The following is a 16,353-nucleotide window of genomic DNA, read 5'->3' as shown; positions in this document are numbered from 1 at the left end:
CCTACTTGGGCACTGAGTTTCCCGAATCCCAGCTGAAGTTCGCGAGTCTGGCGCGGATGCCGTCGAAGTGCCGCCCGAGCAGATCGCTGGCCAGCGTCTGATCTTCATTGCGGACCGCCTCGAGCAAATCACGATGCGCCTGAGCCGTTTCGATCAACGTCGCGTTGGTCGGGACCTGGGTGCCAATGCCGCGGTGGATGCTGCGGTAGACCTCCCAGAAGACACCCAAGAGGTCGCTGAGCAGCTGGTTGTTCAGCGGTTCAAAGAGCAACCGGTGAAAATCCTTGTCTTGCTCGATGAACACTTCACCGGCCGCGGCAAGACTCTCCATGGCGCGCACCACGTCCTCCAGCTTTTCGAGCTGATCATCCGTCATCGCGATGATGGCGGAACCGACCAGACCGGCCTCCAGCGCCTGGCGCACATCCACCAGCTCATTGGCCTCGTGCCCCTTGTGCCGCAGGGACATCTGTCCGCGGAAGGTCAGCGAGTCCGCCAGCGCCACTAGATTCTCGGCGGCAACAAACATGCCGAAGCCGTGTCGAATCTCCACCACGCCCTGGGCCTGAAGCACCTTCAGCGCCTCGCGCAGCGTATTTCTTCCCACGCCGAGTTCCGCAATGAGGTCCTGTTCCGTGGGCATCGCGTCGCCCGGCAATAGTCCACGTTCAAGGATGAGATCGGTGATATCGCCGGTCAGTGCCCGCAAACGTGCGTGGGCATCAAGGCGGGGGCTACGAGGGCTGTTCATGAGCAGGTTGGTGCCTCTTTCGTATGAAGTGCCGAGATCTGTGTGCTGAAAACTTTTCCTTGCGGTGCGAGGTTTTTTGTGTGATGTGGTTGACGTTCATTGGTGATCACGCTTACAGTCTAATGCATGGCGTAGGACATCCTACGTCCCACTTTTCCGGAACCTGGAAACGAAAGAGATTTAAAATGACCCTCAAGGATTTGGCCAGCAAGCCCCGTGGCCGTCGTGAATTTCTGAAGCTGACGGGCATGCTCGGTGCCGCTGCCGCCTTCTCGGCAACCGTCGCCGCCTGCTCTAGCCCGTCCACGACTACCGGTGCCACCGGTGCCGGGTCCACGACGCTGCTTGAAGCCGGCATCTCCTACGCGCTGTCAACAGGTTTTGACCCGATGACCTCCTCGGGTGCCACCCCGTTCGCCGCCAATATGCACATCTTCGAGGGTCTTGTTGATCTTCACCCGGCAACCCGCGAACCGTACCTGGCCCTGGCCAAGGCCGATCCGAAGCAGGTGAACGACACCACCTGGGAGGTCACACTGCGCTCGGGTGCCAAGTTCCACAATGGCGATCCCGTCACCGTCGACGACGTCATTTACTCCTTCGATCGCGTGACAGACACCAAAAACGCCTCGCTCTTCGCGCAGTTCGTCCCGTTCATCAAGTCGGTCAAGGCCAAGGGGGAAGACACCGTCGTCTTCACCCTGAACTACGCCTTCCCGCTGTTCGCCACCCGCATCTCCGTGGTCAAGATCGTCCCGAAGAAGCTCGCCTCCGCCGATCAGGCAGCGTTTGACGCGGCCCCGGTGGGCTCGGGCCCGTACAAGTTGGTCTCCGCGACCAAGGACGACAAGATCGTCTTCGCGAAGTTCGACGACTACAACGGTGCCTACCCGGCCAAGGCCAACGACATGATCTGGTACCTGCTCTCGGATGCCGCGGCCCGCGTCACCGCCGCAGAATCGGGCCGCGTCTCGGTCATCGAGGATGTCCCGTACCTGGACGTTGATCGCCTGAAGTCCAAGATGACCGTCGAAGCCGTACAGTCATTCGGCCTGCTCTTCCTGATGTTCAACTGCGAATCGGGACCGTTTGCCGACAAGCGCGTGCGTCAGGCCTTCCACTACGCCACCGACACCCAGACGATCATCGATCGTGCGCTGCTGGGCAACGCCAAGGCGGCCACCTCCTACGTGCAGGACACCCACCCGCAGTACGTCAAGGCCGCCACCACCTACGCCTACGACGCGGCCAAGGCCGAGTCCCTGCTCAAGGAAGCCGGCGTCACCAGCCTCGAATTTGAGCTGCTCACCACCGACACCTCCTGGGTGAAGGACGTGGCACCGCTGTTGCTCGAATCCTGGAACAAGCTGCCCGGCGTCAAGGTCACCATGCAGAACCTGCAGTCCGGGTCCCTGTACACCGACTACGTTGACACCGGAAAGTTCAAGGTGGTTGCTGCCCCCGGTGACCCCTCGGTCTTCGGTAACGACCTCGATCTGCTCCTGAGCTGGTTCTACCGTGGCGATGTCTGGCCCACCAAGCGCTTCCGCTGGTCCACCAGCGCCGAGTACAAGAAGCTGCAGGGCATGCTCGACACCGCGGTGAAGGCCAAGGACGAGAAGGGCGCGGTTGCGGCCTGGACGCAGGCGATCAACCTGCTCGCCGACGAAGTGCCGCTCTACCCGGTCTTCCACCGTCAGCTGCCCACCGCCTGGAACCCGGACAAGCTGGATGGATTTAAGCCGCTGCCGACCACGGGCGTCTCCTTCGTTGGCGTAGCCCCGAAGGCCTAGGCTCCCGGCAAGCGGGCGCGTTCTCTCCCAAGCGCGCGCCCGCTTGCGCCTTCTTGATCACCCGCACCACCCTCTATCCATCGGAGTTCTTTCGTGGGAACCCTCCTACGGTTGCTGTTGCGCCGCATAGCTGTCCTGCCCGTGATGATCCTGGGAATCACCTTCCTGGTTTTTGTCATCCTCAAACTTTCTCCCGGCGACGAAGCCACCTCCGCCCTGGGCGAGGGTGCCTCCGATGCAGCCAAGGAGGCCTACCGCGAAGAACGCGGGCTGAACAAGCCCCTGGTCCTGCAATATGTCTCCTTCCTGGGCCGACTGCTGACCCTCGACTTCGGCAAGACCACCCCACCGGCCCGCCCGGTGACGGAGATGATCTTCAACGCCTTCCCGCTGACGCTGCAGCTGACCTTCTATGGTGTGCTGATCGCCGTGGTGATCTCGCTGGTCTTCGGTGTTCTGGGCGCCCTGTACCGCGACCGGCTGCCCGACCAGCTGGTGCGCATCTTCTCCATCGCCGCGGTCGCCACCCCCTCCTTCTGGCTCGGCATCCTGCTGATCCAGTGGCTGGCGCTGGGCAAAAGCCCGATCTTCCCCTCCGGTGGATCCGCACCCATGGGCAGCGGCATCGGTGGCTGGTTTATGCACATGACCCTGCCGGCCCTGGCGCTGGCCATCCCGGTCTCCGCCTCGCTGATTCGCGTGGTGCGTACCTCGATGGTGGAGGAACTGGACAAGGACTACGTCCGCACGGCCATCGGCAACGGCGTGCCACGCGGCGAGGTACTCACCCGCAACGTGCTGCGTAATGCGCTGGTCACCCCGGTCACGGTGTTGGGCCTGCGCATCGGCTACCTGCTCGGCGGCGCCGTGGTGATTGAAATGATCTTCTCCCTGCCCGGTATGGGGCAGCTGATCATGAACGGCATCACCAACTCTGACGTGAACCTGGTCCAGGGCGTGGTGCTCACCATCGCGATCACCTTCGTGCTGGTCAACATCCTCGTCGACATGCTTTACCTGCTTATCAACCCCCGCATCAGGACGGTCTGACCCTCATGACTTCCCTCGCCCCCCGTAATGGACTCGTGACTCGACTGAGCTCGGGCACCACGCGCTTTACCTCGCTGCCACTGGGTTCCAAGATTTCCCTGGTCTTCTTGGTGCTGATCTCTCTGGCTGCCATCCTGGCCCCGCTGCTGGCCCCGCACGACCCGCTGGCTACCGGCATCCCCGCCCAGCGACCGGGTCCCGAGCACCTCTTCGGCACCGACCGTCTGGGCCGCGACATCCTCTCCCGCCTGCTCTTTGGGGCGCGCTCCTCGATGCTGATCGGCATCGGCGCCGTGGCCCTGGCCCTGGTGGTCGGCGGACTGCTCGGCGCCCTGGCCGCCACCAGCGCCAAGTGGGCCAATGAAACCATCATGCGCATCATGGACATGCTCATGGCCTTCCCGGGCATCGCCCTGGCAGCGGCCCTGCTGGCCTCGCTGGGAAATAGCCTCCCGGTGATCATCATCGCGATCGCGGTGATCTACGTACCGCAGATCGCCCGCGTGGTCCGAGCCAATGTGTTGGCGCAATGGGGCGAGGACTACGTCCGCGCCGAACGTGTCATCGGAGCCTCTCGCTTCCACATCCTGGGTCGGCACGTGCTGCGCAATTGCGCGGCCCCGGTCTTGGTCTTCGCCACCGTCATGGTCGCGGATGCGATCATCCTGGAGGCCTCGCTCTCCTTCCTCGGCGCCGGCATCCAAGACCCGGCACCCAGCTGGGGCAACGTGATCTCCTACGGTCGTACCCTGGTGCTTAACGGCGCCTGGTGGGCCACCACGTTCGCCGGTCTGACCATCCTGGTCACGGTGCTCGCCCTGAACATCTTGGCCGAGGGCATGACCGATGCCCTGGTGAATCCCAAGAGCACCCGCAAGAGTGCATCGAGCAGCGAAACCACCACCGCGGTTGCTTCCAAGCCGGCCGTTGACACGATCGCGCTGGAACGTCTGAGCGGCGAGCTGCAACTGCTCGCTCGCACCGAAGAACAGCGCAGTGACAGGCTGGTCCTCGACGGGGATCCGAAGGTCATCCTGGAGGTCAAGAACCTCTCGATCCGTTTCCCCGAACGTTTTGGGGACACCCGGATCGTCGACAACGTCTCCTTCACCGTCCGTGAGGGCGAGACCATGGCGTTGGTGGGCGAATCCGGTTGTGGCAAGTCCATCACCTCGCTGGCGATCATGGGCCTGTTGCCCAAGACCGCGTCGATCACCGGATCGATCACCTTTGGAAACAAGGAACTGCTTCCCATCGGTGCCGATGGCACCGCTATCGCCGGGGATGAAAAGGCCTACAAGGGCCTGCGCGGGGAACAGATCGCGATGGTTTACCAGGATGCGCTGTCCTCGCTGAATCCCTCGATGCTCATTGGGGATCAGCTGCGCCAGCTCACCCGCCGCGGGGGACGCAAAACCCCCGAGGAACTGCTGACCCTGGTGAAACTTGATGCCAAGCGCACGCTGCGTTCCTACCCGCACGAGCTCTCCGGTGGACAGCGTCAACGCGTGCTCATCGCCATGGCGCTTTCGCGCAGCCCGAAGCTGGTGGTCTGCGACGAGCCGACCACCGCCCTGGATGTCACGGTCCAAAAGCAGGTGGTTGACCTGCTCAACGAGCTGCGCGAATCCCTGGGCTTCGCGATGGTCTTCGTCTCTCACGACCTGGCGCTGGTGGCCTCGCTGGCCCACCGCGTCACCGTGATGTACGCGGGCCAGGTCGTGGAATCCGGTCCGGTTCCGGCCGTTCTCTCCGCCCCGGCCCACGAATACACCCAGGGTCTGCTCGGTGCGGTGCTATCGATCGAATCCGGCGCCAAGCGCCTGCACCAGATCCCCGGCACCGTCCCCTCGCCGTATTCCTTCGCGATGGGGGACCGGTTCGCCGAGCGCTCCCAGCGTGCGGATGCGGATCCGTCGGTGCCCACCGACTTTGTGCCGGCGGGCAATCACCCGGAACACTTCTGGGCCAGCCATAACATCGCTATTGCGCAAGGAGCCAAGTGATCATGGAAACCAACGTCCCCGTCGTCGAATTGCGCGACATCCACGTTCACCACCGCGTCCGCGGTGGGAAGCTGTTTTCCCCCAACATCGTGCGCGCCGTCAACGGAGTAAACTTCTCCGTCTCACGCGGTGAAACGGTGGGCATCGTGGGGGAGTCCGGTTGCGGCAAATCCACCCTGGCCTCGGTCCTGGTGGGCCTGCAGGAAACCACCAGCGGGACCGTACTCTTCCGCGGCCAGGACGCCTCGAAGCGTAATGCCGCCGGGCGCAAGGAATTTGGACGCTCCGTGGCGGTGGTCTTCCAGGACCCCTCCACCGCGCTGAATCCCCGCATGAGTATCCATGACATCCTCACCGATCCGCTCAAGGTCCACGGCATCGGCAACGATGCCTCACGCTCCGCCAAGGTTTACGAGCTGCTCTCGGTGGTGGGCCTGCCGGCCTCCGCCGCCTCGGCGATGCCCAACCAGGTCTCCGGCGGCCAGCGTCAACGCGTGGCCATCGCCCGGGCCCTGGCCCTGGATCCGGACGTGATTGTTGCCGATGAACCCACCAGCGCACTGGATGTTTCGGTGCGCGCCCAGGTGCTGAATCTGCTCACCGACCTGAAAACCACGCTGAACCTTGGCATGGTCTTCATCTCCCACGACATCCAGACCGTGCGCTACATCTCGGACCGGATCTGCGTGATGAACGCGGGACAAATCGTCGAAGAGGGCACGGCCGAACAGGTCTTTGACGCTCCCTCCCACGACTACACGCGCACCCTGCTGGGCGCCGCTCCCACGCTGCTCCAGCTCTAAAACTTGGTGGGGCGCCGCGCCGCCCCCAAGCACCGCAGTCCCACACAGCTGCGGATGCGCGGCACCCCGCCAACACCCCCCCAAAAAATGCTCCACCCCCAAAAGAAAGACATTCTCGTGGCTAACGCTAAGAACCCCAAGTACTCCGGCGTCATTCCTCCGGTGGTCACCCCGCGCACCGCGGCGGGCGACATCGATGTTCAAGGTCTGAAGAACGTTGTGGAACACCTGATCAACGGCGGGGTAACAGGTCTCTTTGTGCTCGGTTCCTCGGGCGAGGTTCCGTACCTGACCAATGCCGAGCGTGAACTGGTTGTCGGCACCATCCGCGAGGCCAACGCCGGGCGCGTGGCGCTGATCGTGGGCGCCAACGAGCAGACCACCGCTCGCGTCATCGAAGAGGGCGCGAAGATGATCGCACTCGGCGCCGACGCCCTGGTGGTCACCACCCCGTACTACGCGCTGTCCAACGTCGCCGAGGTTGAGGCGCACTTCCGCGCCATCCACGAGGCCCTGAAGATCGACATCTTCGCCTACGACGTGCCGGTGCGCACCCACGTGAAGCTGGCAGTCTCCTCCGCCGTGAAGCTGGCCAAGGAAGGGGTGATCGTTGGTGTGAAGGATTCCTCCGGCGACGATGTCTCCTTCCGCCAGTTGCTGCTGGCCACCGCCGACATTGAGGGCTTCAGCGTCTTCACCGGACACGAGGTCGTTGTTGACGGTGCGCTGCTCGGCGGCGCCCACGGTGTGGTCCCGGGTCTGGGCAACGTTGACCCGGCCGGCTACCGCCGCCTCTTTGACGCCGCGGTAGCGGGGGACTGGGCCACCGCGGCGGCGGAGCAGAACCGCCTGGCGGATGTCTTTGAGATCGTCTACACCCCGGATTCTTCCCGCGTCTCGGGCGGAGCCGCAGGTCTTGGCGCATTCAAGACCGCCATGGTGGCCATGGGCCTCTTTGACTCCAACGCCATGAGCGCCCCGATGGAGGCACTGAACGCGGACGAGGCCACGGCCATCAAGACCATCCTCACCCGCACCGGACTGCTCTAAGTCCAGATGAATCACGCAACAGCATCAATGCGCCCCGAACACTCGGGGCGCATTGCCGCGTTCGGCATTGACCTGGGCGGCACCAAGATTGCCGGCGGTTTGGTGGATGAGCACGGCAGCATTCTGGCTTCCGCCTCCCTTCCTACTCCGGCGCACAGCGGAGCCGCAGCGGTGCTTGATGCGGTGGCCGCGGTGGTGGATCAGCTGCGCGAGGCCGCACACGAGTTTCGGATCACCGGGTTGGGCATCGGCGCGGCCGGGGTCGTTGATCCGCGGAGCGCTCGCGTACTCTCGGCCACCGATACCATCTCCGCCTGGGCCGGTACAGACCTTGCCGCCGAGCTGGGGGCACGCACCGGATGCGGCATCCGCGCCATCAACGACGTGCACGCCCACGGACTGGGCGAAGCCTGGCAAGGAGCGGCAGCGGGCAAAAGTCAGGTGCTGCTGCTGGCCGTGGGCACCGGAGTGGGCGGATCATTCCTGCTTAACGGTGTCCCGCAGACCGGGGCACACCACATCGCCGGGCACATGGGGCACTTCGCCTCACCGCTGGCCAGCGGACTACCCTGCTCCTGCGGGCGCACCGGGCATCTGGAGGCCATCGCCGCCGGACCGGCCATCCACCGCCACTACCTGGCCTTGGGTGGGGATCCAACAGTGGCCGACACTCGCGAACTCACCGCCCGTGCCTATGCCGGTGAAGAACTGGCCATCCAAGCATTGGAACTTGGTGGACGTGCCGCGGGGATCGCCGCCGGCTCACTGGCCAACATCCTTGACCCGGATGTCATCGTGCTTTCCGGCGGGATGGCCGGGGCGGGGGAGCTGTGGTGGGATGCGCTGTGTGCAGGCTACGAAGCAGAGGCCATCGACCCGCTGCAAGCCCTGGAGCTGATCCCCGCAGCGCTGGGCAATAACGCGGCAATCATTGGGGCGGCAGGACTCTTCCTGGCCCCCGGCAACCAAGAGAGAATCGGCTCATGATCTTAGAACCCGCAGTTTTGGAGGCCCTACGCGGCCGACTGATCGTCTCCGCTCAGGCTTACCCGGGTGAGCCCATGCGCACCCCCACCACCATGGCGCAGATTGCTGCCTCGGCGGTGATCGGCGGGGCCGCGGCGGTACGCGTGCAGGGCCTGGCCGATGTTCAGTTCACCCGCAGCGCCGTTGAGGTCCCGGTCATTGGGCTCTGGAAGGATGGTCACGAGGGCGTATTTATCACCCCCACCGCCCGGCACGCGATTGCCGTGGCCAACGCCGGGGCGCACATCGTGGCCATCGACGGAACCCGCCGTCCTCGTCCCGATGGGCTGGATCTGAAGACGACCATCACCATGATCCACGAGCAGACTCATGCGCTGGTCATGGCCGATTGTGGGTCACTAAAGGATGCGTTTAACGCCGTTGAGGCCGGTGCCGATCTGATCGGCACCACGCTGGCCGGTTACAGCGGGGAGCGGGAAAAGACTCAGGGTCCCGACCTTGATCTGATTGCAGCGATTGCGGCGGCCGAACTTGACCGCCCGCTGATCGCCGAGGGGCGGATCCATACTCCGGCCCAGGCCCGTGCGGCACTGGATGCCGGAGCCTTCGCCGTGGTGGTGGGAACCGCCATCACCCATCCGGCCTCCATTACCGGTTGGTTTGATGAGGCATTACGCGCCTAATGATCCCTCGCGCTTCCCCCGGTTAAAGTCATTTTGTATCGGGGGAAGCGAATCAATGATGGAATGGAAACATGAGTCTTATCCCTCCAGCGCTGGCAGTGACAGGATCTACCGGGGAACTCGGCGGCCAGGTCGCCAGACTGCTCAGTGCCGCTGGGGTGAAACAACGGCTGCTGGCCAGAACTCCGCGCAAGGCGCCCCCGCTGGATGGCGCCACGATACTGGCGGCCGCGTACGAAAACAGCTCGGCCACCCGGACTGCCCTGACCGGAGCGCAGACGGTCTTTATGGTCTCGGCATCCGAAAGTCGTGAGCGATTAGACCAGCACTGCGACTTCGTAGACGCAGCCGTGGCAGCCGGAGTTCGCCACCTGATTTATGTTTCTTTTGTTGGAGCGGCGCAGGATGCCGTGTTCACCCTGGCTCGTGATCACTACGCGACCGAGGAATATATCCGGGCCTCCGGGCTGGGCTACACCTTCTTACGCGATAACTTCTACGCCGACTTCATGAGCGACACCGTGGGCGCAGATGGTGTCATTCGTGGCCCCGCCGGTGACGGTCGGGTAGCGCTGGTGGCGCGCGCTGATGTGGCGCGTACGGCTGCCGTCATCTTGCAGAACCCGCGGGCGCACCTCGGGGCCACCTATGAGCTCACCGGCCCGGAGGCGTTGAGCTTCTCGCAGATCGCGGAGATTCTTTCTGCCGTTGGACGCCGTCAGGTCTCCTTCCACGATGAGACGATCGAGGAAGCCTATGCTTCGCGGGCAGAGTATGAAGCGCCAAAGTGGCAGGTTGATGCCTGGGTGTCGACCTATTCGGCCATTGCCGCAGGCGCCATGGAAAACGTCAGTGGCGACATCGAACGCATTACCGGCATTCCGCCCCTGTCGCTTGAACAGCTATTGCGGGGCTAAATCGTCATCTCTGGATGTCTTTGCCCGCGCCATCTCCTGATCAAGACATCGAATCTTTTTCCTAGCATTGTCAGGTAGAACTCCAAAGTGTCGTTGGGATTTTCTATAATAGAGGTATGGCAACGACGTCATCACCTCAGATTCCCGGCACCCTCTGTGCGGTGCCCGGTGAAGAGCTCTCCAATGCCGCGTTGATACAGCGCGGGGTAGAGATCGGTGCGCTGGTGGCTGAGTATCTTGCTTGTGCTGGAGCTGCCGCTCTGCGGGTCTTGGCCACCGTCGTGAATGAGACTCCAATGGAGGGGACGGCCTTTGACCGGGTCGAGGCGTTGGGGGCTTTTGAGTATTTGAAGTCTGCTGCCAGTGCCCGTCAAGCGGATCTTGCGTGCGCTCATGAGGACGCGATTATCGCTACGCGCAAGTCGGCGGGGGTTCGGGAGAAGAATCCTTCCTGGGGTATCGGTGCGGAGGTGGCGTTGGTGTTGCGGCAGCCGCGCTGCTCGGGGGTGGAGTTTTTGCATCTCTCAAGGGTTATTTCCCGAGATTTACCGCTCACGCGGGCCGCGGTGGGTGATGACACGATTACCTTCCATCAGGCCGAGATCGTGGCCCGTGGGGTGCGGCATCTGAAGAAGGAAAACCAGCGTCTCATCGAGGAGCTGTTGTTCACCGACTGTCCCCTGTGTTTTAGCGGTGGGGATGCCTTATTGCGTGAGTCGATTCATCAGTGGGCGCTGCTGTTAGAACCGGAGCTGGAGGAAGATTCGGAGCAGAAGGCTCGGGCGGGTCGTTATCTTCATGTGTATCGCTTTGATGCTTACCGGATGCGTATCGACGGTTTGGTCCCCGTGGAATATGGGGCGGCGATACTGCAGGTCTTGGCTCGGGAAGAAGGACGCGGGCAAGCGGCCGGGGATGAACGCACTCGGGGGCAAATAGCTGCCGACTACTTCTTGACCTCGATGACGGGTTTCACGGATCACGAGAATATGCGGGTCCGGTTGAATCTGGTGATGACGGAGGGAACGTTTTTCACGGGGGAGGGGGAGCCGGCATTGATTCCGGGGTTTGGATATATCAGTGCGGATCGCTCACGGCAGCTTTTGCTGGGAACGTGGCAGAATCCGGAGGATATTGAGGTACTTCGGCTGTATACGGCACCTGGTGCGGGGGATTTGGTGGCTATGGATTCTAAGGCGCGGGTGATTAGCGGGAAACTGAAGTGGTTTGTGATGTTACGGGATCAGCATTGTCGGACGCCGGGGTGTAATGGTTTGATTCGGGAGATTGATCATGTGGTGCAGGCGGCTCGGGGTGGGCCGAGTTCGGTGGAGAATCTTGATGGCCGATGTCGTAGTTGTAATGCGACGAAGGAGTCTCCGGGGTGGGTGGAGGAAACGGTTCCGGGTGTGCGACATGCGCTGCGGGTGACAACCAGTAGTGGGCAGATGTATGAGTCGGTGGCGCCGCGGTTGCCTGGGTTGGTGGAGCAGCTTTTGTGGCGACTGAACGCTGATCGAGCAGCGAATCCCGTGGCGAAAGACCACGACAAAGCATAAAAACGGTGAGGGTCCGGTGGATGAATCAATCGATTCATCCACCGGACCCTCACCGTGTGTGCTTAGGAAACAGACGACGACTCTAGTGCCGAGTCTTGGGCCTTGCCAGACGCAGAAACAAATTCACCGCGAACCACACGCAACAACACCTCGGTCAAGAGATCAACCCCGGCCACCATGTCAGCGTCATGGGTCAGCTCGCGTTCGTTGTGGCTAATGCCCTCAACACTCGGAATAAACAACATGATGGTTGGGACAATGTCCTTCATATTTGTTGAGTCGTGCCCGGCCAAGGTGCGCACCACACCATGGGTCAGCCCCAAGGACTCGGCTGCATCCGCGGCCAACTTCAGTCCGGCCTGGTCATAGGCTTTGGCACCCCAAACATGCTCGGCTCCACGCTCAATGCTCACATTCGCCATCTTTTCGATGGCTGCAATTCTGGCGTGGAGATCGGCATCTGCCGCCGCAAGAACATCGGGGTCCGTTGAACGAACGTCAACCAATAAGTTCACCCGGCTCGCCACCACCACCGGGGAATTGGGGAAGACATTAAATTCACCGCAGGACGTGATCACCATGTGTTCATCCGTTGAATGCTCCAGCGCAATTTCCCGGGCCGCAACGACAAGTGCCGAGGCACCCAACAATGCGTCCTGACGGTCGGCGATGATCGTGGCACCGGTATGCGCCTGATCCCCATGGACAATGAATTCGTACTTATTGGCGCCCCAGGTGGACTCAACCAGGCCGATGCTCACACCGGAATCTTCCATGGAGCGACCCTGCTCAATGTGAATCTCGACGTAGGCAGCCACCGGCAGTTCAAAGTCCCCAATGGTTCCGATGGCTTCCAACGCCTCACGCACGCGAATGCCCGCCGGATCTGTCGTTTCGAGGACCTGCTGTGCCGAAAGCTTGCCGGTATAAACGGAGCTACCCATCATGGAAGGCTTAAATCTGCAGCCCTCCTCGTTAAACCAATTGATCACGACGATATTAAACGATGCGCTCTCGCTCGAGCCGGTCAGGGATTCCCGGACACGCGCTGCCGCATGCGCACCTGCCAAAACACCATAGGCACCGTCAAAGCGACCACCCAAAGGTTGGGAATCAAGGTGTGATCCGACGGCAATCCATGGGGCACCGGGTGTTAGCTCCAGCATCGAGTACTGGTTGCCCACCGCGTCGTAACGCACCGTGAATCCGTGACCCTCGACCAGACCCCGGAACCAATTGCGGTTCTGTCCATCGGCAATCGTGGCGGCCTGGCGGTCAACACCACCACCAGCTGTTGCTCCATTGGCGCTCATGGAGGTGAAATCGGCAAGAAATGCTGCGCTGTTCAGGGTCATAACTACTCCAGCTCATTGGTGGGTCTTAGGGGATGAGATTAGGCGGTCGCGGCGACGGGGAGCGGGGCGTAACTTTGCTTCCCGCCAACAAATGTCCCGAGAATTGTGAGGGCAGAAATATCGGAGGTCGTCAGTGGCGACTCGGACAGGATGACAAAGTCCGCCAGCTTGCCACGAGTCAAGGATCCACGGTCGGTGAACTGACCGGTGGCCTTGGCCGCATTGACGGTATACAGCCGCAATGCCTCCAGCGGGCTCAGGCATTCGCCGGCGCCTCCCAGCACTTTGCCCTTTTCCGTCAACCGGTCAACCGCCGAGGCCATGGCCCGACGCACATTGTTATCTGCCACCGGCAGATCCGAGCTTCCAGCGACCAGAACCCCGGCCTCCAGCAGCGACTGGCCCCGGTAGAGCCAGCCCTCGCGCTCGGGGCCCACCAGTGCGGCAAATTGATCGCCCAGCGGGCCAATGAAGGAGGCCTGCGGAGTGACGGCGATACCGTGCTTGGCCACGGAGGTGACCTGATCGGGACGGGCGATGCCAAAGTGTTCGATGCGGTTCGGCAAGGCATTGGGTCCATGCTTGAGCTGCAACTCGGAAATGATCTCGATGGCCAGATCGATCGCCGCATCTCCGATGGCGTGCAGAGCCACCGGCCACCCGGAGCGATAGGCGTCCGCCACACGTTCGCGATACTCCTGCGGGTCATCCAGCAGGTAACCGGTATTGTGCTGGTGCCCGCAATAGTCCTCGGTCACCGCGGCGGTGGCGCCCAGCAGGGAACCGTCCATAAACACCTTGACCGGGCCGAGTGAGAGGTGTTCATTGCCGAACCCGGCCACGATGCCCAGTTCTAGACCCCTGCCGGTTCCGGTGCCGTGAGCATCGGCAGCATGTGATGACTGCACTTTCAGCGCATCAAGAGTGGGCATGAGCTGGGCGCGGGCGCGGAGCTTCCCGGCGGCCAGCGCCTGCTGGTAGGCGGTGACTTCCACCGGGGAATGCCCAATCCAGCCACCACCAACGCCCGCTTCGGTGAAGGAGGTGATGCCCTCGGCGGCGTAGCGGGTGGTCGCCGCGTCCAGGGCCGAGACGATCTGCTCCACCGAATAGGGCAGCAGCATCTTTTGGATGATGCCCTGCGCCGCTTCCTCGACCAGTCCGGTGGGGGCTCCGTTGGCATCGCGCACCACTGCACCACCCACGGGATCGGTGAAGTGAGGTTCCAGGGCACCGGCCAGGGCGAGGGTGGCGGTGTTGGTGATGGATGCATGCCCAGAGACATGGCGCAGGTAGAGCGGGCGGCCGCCGGTAATCGCGTCGAGCCGTTGGATGTCCGGGAACAGCCCACCGTGGTTCTTGTGGTTAAAGCCGGTGCCGTTTAGCCACACACCCGGCTGCTGCTCAAGCCGAAGCATTTCGGCCTCGAGCAGGGCGTAGAGCTCCTCGAGCCCGCGTGCCGGCGAAAGATCCAGGGCCGAGAGTCCCAGGCCCCACCAGGTGGTGTGGCAATGCGCGTCGATGAATCCGGGGGTGATCGTGGTGCCGCCGAAGTCTTCGATCCGATCCGCGGTGCAGCCATCCAATTCTTCATCAAATCCCACCACGCGGCCACCGATAATGCCCATTGCCCGGGCCGTGGGGCGATCCTCATCCAGGGTGAGGATCGTGCCGGCACGTACTAACAGATCGAGTCTCATCGGGTGGCCAGTTCATGGTGTGCCACGGTGCCCGGGCCCATGGTGCTCGGATCCGTCTTCAGGTGCAGCACCGCCGGTTTTCCACTGGCCAGCGCACGTTCAAGGGCCGGGGCGAAGTCTGCGGTCGTCTCAACAAACTCCCCGTGTCCGCCGAAGGATTGAATCCATTGGGCGAAGTTCGGGTTCTCCATCGCCGTGCCGGAGGGCCGCTGCGGATAGTGGTTTTGCTGGTGGGCCACGATGGTCCCGAAGATGCCGTTATCGGCCACAATCACCAGCGGGGTCCCGCCATGGGCGAAGGACACCGCTAGCTCCTGGGCGTTCATGAAGAAGTCCCCATCCCCGCAGATGGCCACCACATGGCGTCCCGGGTACATGATGCTGGCCGCCACGGCCGCGGGAACGGCCAGACCCATGGCGCCATTGCGCGGACCCACCAGGGACTTGGGCCCGTGGTGGGAGAGGTAGCGGTGGCCCCAGAGCGTGGCGTTGCCGGCCCCATAGGTGAGGATCCGATCCGGATCCAGTGCTGCTTCAAGCGCTTCGAAGGCGATACCGAGGTCCACCCCGGTGCCACCGTCGGGGCCCGGGCGGCTAAAGGCCAGCTGTTGGGCCCGTTGGGTGTCCATCCAGTGTGAACCGCGGGTTCCGCGCACTGTCTCTCCTGGTGGCAGCGCGGTTACCAGTTCGGCGGGACTCACGCTCAGGTGGGCGTCGATCCGTCCGGCGTGGCCGATGAGTTCGGCGTCGGTGGACACCACGATGGTTGGCGTGTTGAGGGCAGCCTTGTAGCCCTCGGAGAGCACATCGGAGCGGGTGCAGCCGATAAAAATCAGTAGGTCGGCGTCGTTCAACGCCTGAACGGTGCGCTCGGCCCGGCCATAGCCCAGCCAGCCAGCATAGGCGGGGGAATCGTGGTTGATGACATCGTAGGCGCGCCAATCGGCGAGCACCGGAACGTGCGCGGCGGCGGCGAAGCCGGCCAGGGCAACCGAGGTGTGAGTCTCCCAATCATCCCCACCGACAATGAGGACCGGTCGCTGTGCGCTACCCAGCGCGGTGGCCAGGGCATCGAGGCTCGCGGCACTGGGGGCGGAGGTGGGCAGCGGCAGCGGTGCCGGGAGAGGGGATTCGGTCAGCCGGACCAGGACGTCCTCGGGCAGACCCACCACCACGGGGCCCGGGCGGCCGGTGGCGGCCAAACGCAGGGCACGAGCCACCAGATCCCCGGCCTGATGCTCATCATCCAGGACAAAAACGCCCTTCGCGGTGGTGGAGAACCAACCGCCGAGGCTGAATTCCTGGAAGGAGTCACGTCCCCGGTCAGCGAGCGGAATTAAGCCCACAAAGAGCACCATGGCCGTGGCATCCTGCCAGGCGGTGTGGATGGCAATCATGGCGTTGGCGGCACCCGGGCCGCGAGTGACCATGGCGATGCCGGGGGTGTTCCCCAGCCGACCCTCGGCTAGGGCCATGAAACCTGCACCACCCTCGTGGCGGGTGACCACGGTATGGATGGATGAATCGTGCAGGCCATCGAGAACATCGAGGTAGCTTTCCCCGGGTACTGCGTAAACGCGGGAGATACCGTGGGCCTCGAGGGTCTTGACGATGAGGTGTCCTGCTGACATGGTCATGGGCTCTGGTGTTCCTTTGTGCTGGAGCGTAAAAAGAGATGTTCCGGTGTGTTCCGCAGGAC

Annotated in this window: 13 protein-coding genes; 9 read left to right on the top strand and 4 right to left on the bottom strand. The window is 62.9% G+C overall.

Translation table 11 applies throughout. The annotated features are described in order from the left end of the window. Position 1: 1 nt before the first annotated feature. Positions 2-751 (bottom strand): FadR/GntR family transcriptional regulator, encoded by a 750-nt coding sequence (locus tag KUF55_RS14735; RefSeq protein WP_168150404.1) that lies wholly within the window; start codon positions 749-751, stop codon positions 2-4. Between the two features lie 185 nt (positions 752-936). Between KUF55_RS14735 and KUF55_RS14730 the strand changes: the two genes are divergently transcribed. The 9 genes from KUF55_RS14730 to KUF55_RS14690 all read left to right on the top strand — a co-directional run bounded on the left by KUF55_RS14730 (position 937) and on the right by KUF55_RS14690 (position 11,599). Continuing rightward, positions 937-2,544, top strand: a complete 1,608-nt coding sequence (locus KUF55_RS14730; protein ID WP_218817079.1) for an ABC transporter substrate-binding protein — start codon at positions 937-939, stop codon at positions 2,542-2,544. A gap of 144 nt (positions 2,545-2,688) precedes the next feature. Next, complete coding sequence (locus KUF55_RS14725; RefSeq protein WP_210149256.1) at positions 2,689-3,594, top strand: ABC transporter permease; 906 nt, start codon at positions 2,689-2,691, stop codon at positions 3,592-3,594. 5 nt (positions 3,595-3,599) lie between these two features. Continuing rightward, complete coding sequence (locus KUF55_RS14720; RefSeq protein WP_218817078.1) at positions 3,600-5,600, top strand: dipeptide/oligopeptide/nickel ABC transporter permease/ATP-binding protein; 2,001 nt, start codon at positions 3,600-3,602, stop codon at positions 5,598-5,600. 2 nt (positions 5,601-5,602) lie between these two features. Next, positions 5,603-6,403: an ABC transporter ATP-binding protein gene (locus tag KUF55_RS14715; RefSeq protein WP_218817077.1), complete on the top strand. Its 801-nt coding sequence runs from the start codon at positions 5,603-5,605 to the stop codon at positions 6,401-6,403. A 117-nt stretch (positions 6,404-6,520) separates the two neighbouring features. After that, positions 6,521-7,453 carry a dihydrodipicolinate synthase family protein gene (locus KUF55_RS14710; protein ID WP_255557078.1) on the top strand — a complete coding sequence of 311 codons (933 nt, stop codon included), beginning with the start codon at positions 6,521-6,523 and terminating at the stop codon, positions 7,451-7,453. Positions 7,454-7,459: 6 nt separating this feature from the next. Then, complete coding sequence (locus KUF55_RS14705) at positions 7,460-8,440, top strand: ROK family protein (protein ID WP_255557077.1); 981 nt, start codon at positions 7,460-7,462, stop codon at positions 8,438-8,440. Then, positions 8,437-9,123 carry an N-acetylmannosamine-6-phosphate 2-epimerase gene (locus tag KUF55_RS14700; RefSeq protein WP_218817075.1) on the top strand — a complete coding sequence of 229 codons (687 nt, stop codon included), beginning with the start codon at positions 8,437-8,439 and terminating at the stop codon, positions 9,121-9,123. The genes KUF55_RS14705 and KUF55_RS14700 overlap by 4 nt, the downstream gene beginning before the upstream one ends. Before the next feature lie 71 nt (positions 9,124-9,194). Further along, on the top strand, positions 9,195-10,040 hold the full coding sequence (locus KUF55_RS14695) for an SDR family oxidoreductase (protein ID WP_218817074.1): 846 nt from the start codon (positions 9,195-9,197) through the stop codon (positions 10,038-10,040). A 116-nt stretch (positions 10,041-10,156) separates the two neighbouring features. Further along, the gene (locus tag KUF55_RS14690) at positions 10,157-11,599 is read left to right on the top strand and encodes an HNH endonuclease (protein WP_218817073.1); all 1,443 of its coding nucleotides are present in this window, start codon (positions 10,157-10,159) and stop codon (positions 11,597-11,599) included. A 62-nt stretch (positions 11,600-11,661) separates the two neighbouring features. Here KUF55_RS14690 and KUF55_RS14685 read toward each other — a convergent pair whose 3' ends face one another. The 3 genes from KUF55_RS14685 to KUF55_RS14675 are packed head-to-tail and all read right to left on the bottom strand — an operon-like array spanning position 11,662 to position 16,291. Then, a complete protein-coding gene (locus KUF55_RS14685; RefSeq protein WP_218817072.1) occupies positions 11,662-12,954 on the bottom strand; it encodes a M20 family metallo-hydrolase in 1,293 nt (430 codons plus the stop codon). A gap of 38 nt (positions 12,955-12,992) precedes the next feature. After that, positions 12,993-14,654, bottom strand: a complete 1,662-nt coding sequence (locus tag KUF55_RS14680) for an amidohydrolase (RefSeq protein ID WP_218817071.1) — start codon at positions 14,652-14,654, stop codon at positions 12,993-12,995. Continuing rightward, a complete protein-coding gene (locus KUF55_RS14675; protein WP_218817070.1) occupies positions 14,651-16,291 on the bottom strand; it encodes a thiamine pyrophosphate-dependent enzyme in 1,641 nt (546 codons plus the stop codon). Before KUF55_RS14675 ends, KUF55_RS14680 begins: the two co-directional genes overlap by 4 nt. Positions 16,292-16,353 lie beyond the last annotated feature (62 nt).

It is taken from the genome of Paeniglutamicibacter sp. Y32M11 (assembly GCF_019285735.1).
Taxonomy (GTDB): domain Bacteria; phylum Actinomycetota; class Actinomycetes; order Actinomycetales; family Micrococcaceae; genus Paeniglutamicibacter.
The sequence above is the reverse complement of the archived record's forward strand: the minus strand, read 5'-3'. Positions and strand labels throughout refer to the sequence as shown.